Annotated in this window: 3 protein-coding genes and 1 pseudogene; 1 reads left to right on the top strand and 3 read right to left on the bottom strand. The window is 62.7% G+C overall.

Features of this window, described 5'->3' with window-relative positions:
* From DBR22_RS24335 to DBR22_RS05230, 3 genes and pseudogenes are all read right to left on the bottom strand, one after another.
* Positions 1–306, bottom strand: a pseudogene (locus DBR22_RS24335) (hemolysin family protein); the annotation flags it as partial.
* Positions 303–776 carry an rRNA maturation RNase YbeY gene (gene ybeY, locus DBR22_RS05235; protein ID WP_108598106.1) on the bottom strand — a complete coding sequence of 158 codons (474 nt, stop codon included), beginning with the start codon at positions 774–776 and terminating at the stop codon, positions 303–305. The gene ybeY and the pseudogene DBR22_RS24335, both read right to left, overlap by 4 nt.
* A complete protein-coding gene (locus DBR22_RS05230; protein ID WP_108598105.1) occupies positions 773–1,858 on the bottom strand; it encodes a PhoH family protein in 1,086 nt (361 codons plus the stop codon). Before DBR22_RS05230 ends, ybeY begins: the two co-directional genes overlap by 4 nt.
* 386 nt (positions 1,859–2,244) lie before the next feature.
* Here DBR22_RS05230 and DBR22_RS05225 point away from each other — a divergent pair.
* Positions 2,245–2,864, top strand: a 620-nt coding sequence (locus DBR22_RS05225) for a GerMN domain-containing protein (protein ID WP_146187396.1), incomplete at its 3' end; no start/stop codon positions are given.

Here is a 2,864-nt window from a genome sequence, read left to right as displayed (position 1 = left end):
CCCCAGCAACGCCATGATGCCTGTAGCCGCCAGGCCTGCAAGCCACACGTTGTCCAGCAGGCTGTGCAGCAGGACCGCCACGGCAACTGCGGACGCCATCTCGAACCAGACCCGCCAGAACCGCAGCGCCCGGATGTGGGCTACCGGCTGGGCGAGAATGCGCTTCATGGCGCTGCCGCGGCTCTTCAGGAGTGCGTCTTCGGCGTCGTGCCGGGGAAGGAAAGTAAAGGCGGCTTCAGCCGCGGTCAGGAGTGCCGCCGTACTGAGGAATGCCAGGGCCATGCCAACAAGGAGCAGTGGCGTCACTGCGTGGTCTCGGCGGGTGCGTCTTTGCCGGTGAATCCTGAAAGCAACTGGCGCTGGAGGCCGAACATCTCTTCCTTCTCCTCGGCCTCGGCGTGGTCATACCCGAGGAGGTGGAGAATCCCGTGGGTGGTCAGGAGCAACATCTCATCCTGCAGGGAATGGCCGGCGTTCTTAGCCTGGGCCTGGGCCACCTGGGGGCACACGGCAATGTCCCCCAGCATCCCCTGCGGAGTGGGACGGTCCGGCGTGCCGGGTGTCAGTTCATCCATCGGTACCGAAAGGACGTCGGTGGAGCCTGGCTCGTCCATCAGTTCAATGTGAAGCTTTTCCATGGCAGGTTCGTCCACCAGGAGGATCGACAGTTCAGCCTGGGGATGGATGTACAGCTGCTCGAAGATGTACCTGGACAGGGCCACGAGCTCTGCCTCGTCCACCTGGACGCCCGACTCGTTGTTCACCTCGATGCTCATGCGTGTTCCCCCCGTTTTTCGCGACTGACCGAATGCTTGACTTTGTTCCGCTGGACGTCATCCCACAGGCTGTAGGCGCGGACAATGTCACCCACGAGGCGGTGGCGGACCACATCCGTTGAGTCCAGGACCGTGAAGTTTACGTCGTCGATGCCCTGCAGGATTTCTTCCACAATGCGCAGCCCGGAGCGGGTCCCGAAGGGCAGGTCCACTTGGGTGACGTCGCCGGTGACAACCATTTTGGAACCGAAGCCCAGCCTGGTCAGGAACATCTTCATCTGCTCAGGCGTGGTGTTCTGTGCCTCGTCCAGGATGATGAAGGCGTCATTGAGGGTGCGCCCGCGCATGTACGCGAGAGGTGCCACTTCGATGGTGCCGGCGGCCATCAGCCGCGGGATGGATTCGGGATCCATCATGTCGTGGAGTGCATCGTACAGCGGACGCAGGTAGGGATCGATTTTGTCGCTGAGAGTGCCGGGCAGGAAGCCCAGCCGCTCACCCGCTTCAACGGCGGGCCTGGTCAGGATGATCCGGCTGACTTCCTTCTGCTGCAATGCCTGGACCGCTTTGGCCATGGCCAGGTAGGTCTTGCCGGTACCTGCGGGGCCGATTCCGAAGATGACGGTGTTCGCGTCAATCGCGTCAACGTAGTTCTTCTGGTTGAGGGTTTTGGGCCTGATGGTCCTGCCACGGCTCGAAAGGATGTCATGAGTCAGGATGTCCACAGGATTCTGCAGGGACTGGCTGCGCAGCAAGGCCACCAGCTGCTGTAGAACGGCGGGGCTGATGACCGTGCCGCGGGCTACCAGGCCGCGGACCTCGTGCAGCAGGCGCATGATGCGGGGCACTTCCGTGGCCGGACCGCTGATGGACAGCTCGTTCCCCCGGACATGGAAGTTGACGGAGGGGAACTGTTCTTCGATGAAACGCAGGGCCTCATCATGACTGCCGAGGGATTGGACCATCTGATCGGAGTTATCGAAGAGAACCACCTCCGTCCGGACACCGGGAAGTGAATGGGGGAATTCTCCGGCGGCGCGGTCGGTGTTCAGCCGGCGCTTTCCGTTCGCTGATTCAGTCATGGTGCTGGCCCGCAGGCCCGTGGTCCCCTCCAGTTCGAATGTTTATGCCGGCGGCGGCTGCTTGAGCGGCTGTTGCCGAGTACGCAGGAGCCAACGGATTCCTTCCATCTTACGCCAGCAGCCACTCCCTGGCGGAGCCCACGATGCCCTCCGGACAGGCGGCTGGGCCTGCGATTCGGAACTGCATTGGCGTCATTAGGTATCAACTTCATATCGGGCTCATATCGTTCCCGTTGCAGTTGGGCTCCGGCACCCGCTTCCGGTCTTGTGGCAGAACCCTCTATGCCATGCTGGAAATCAAAGCCGTCCGGGGACCGGCTCAGGGGGCCCACGCCTCACTATTCACTTTCAGGAAGGACAGGGCCACCAGAGTGCCGGACACAGCGATGACCCTTACTGCCGGACGTACCGCGCGACGGTTCCGTCTGCGCGCAGTTATGGGTTCCCTTGCTGCCCTCCTTTTGCTCAGCGGCTGCATCGCCGAGCCCGGCTCCGAAGCCACCCTGCCGGGAAACTCCACTGCCGCCGCAGCCGGCTCGCCCGGCGTCCCGTCCACCAGCGCCCCGCTGGAGACCACGCAGTCCTCGAACAAGGCTCCGGTCTATTGGCTTGGCCGGAGCAACGGCAACGTTTTCCTTTACCGGGAATTCCGCGACGTGCCGGAACAGGAAAATCCTGTGACACGTGCCCTGCGCGCCATGATGTCCGAGAAACCGCTGGACCCGGATTTTTTCACTCCCTGGCAGAACCCGGAAAAACTGGCATCGTCCATCTCGGGCAAGAACGTGATCACCGTGGACCTCTCCGAGGACGCGTTCAACAGCAATCTCGACGCCGACATGGCTGTCCGTGCCGTCCAGCAACTGGTCTACACGGCGACGGCGGCGGCCGCCAGTTCCGGACTGATCGACTCGGGCCAGCAAATCCAGGTCCGGGTGCTCGTGGACAGTCACACGGACTACGTTGCGTTCGACCACGTCCAGCTGGGCGCCCCGATGTCCCGTGC

Source organism: Arthrobacter sp. HMWF013, from assembly GCF_003061105.1.
In the GTDB taxonomy this organism is placed as follows: Bacteria; Actinomycetota; Actinomycetes; order Actinomycetales; family Micrococcaceae; genus Arthrobacter.
The sequence above is the reverse complement of the archived record's forward strand: the minus strand, read 5'-3'. Positions and strand labels throughout refer to the sequence as shown.

What these genes read in the sequence shown, in the direction of transcription:
- ybeY (WP_108598106.1), bottom strand. Translation starts at nt 776, where the DNA reads ATGAGCATCGAGGTGAACAACGAGTCGGGCGTCCAGGTGGACGAGGCA.
- DBR22_RS05230 (WP_108598105.1), bottom strand. Translation starts at nt 1,858, where the DNA reads ATGACTGAATCAGCGAACGGAAAGCGCCGGCTGAACACCGACCGCGCC.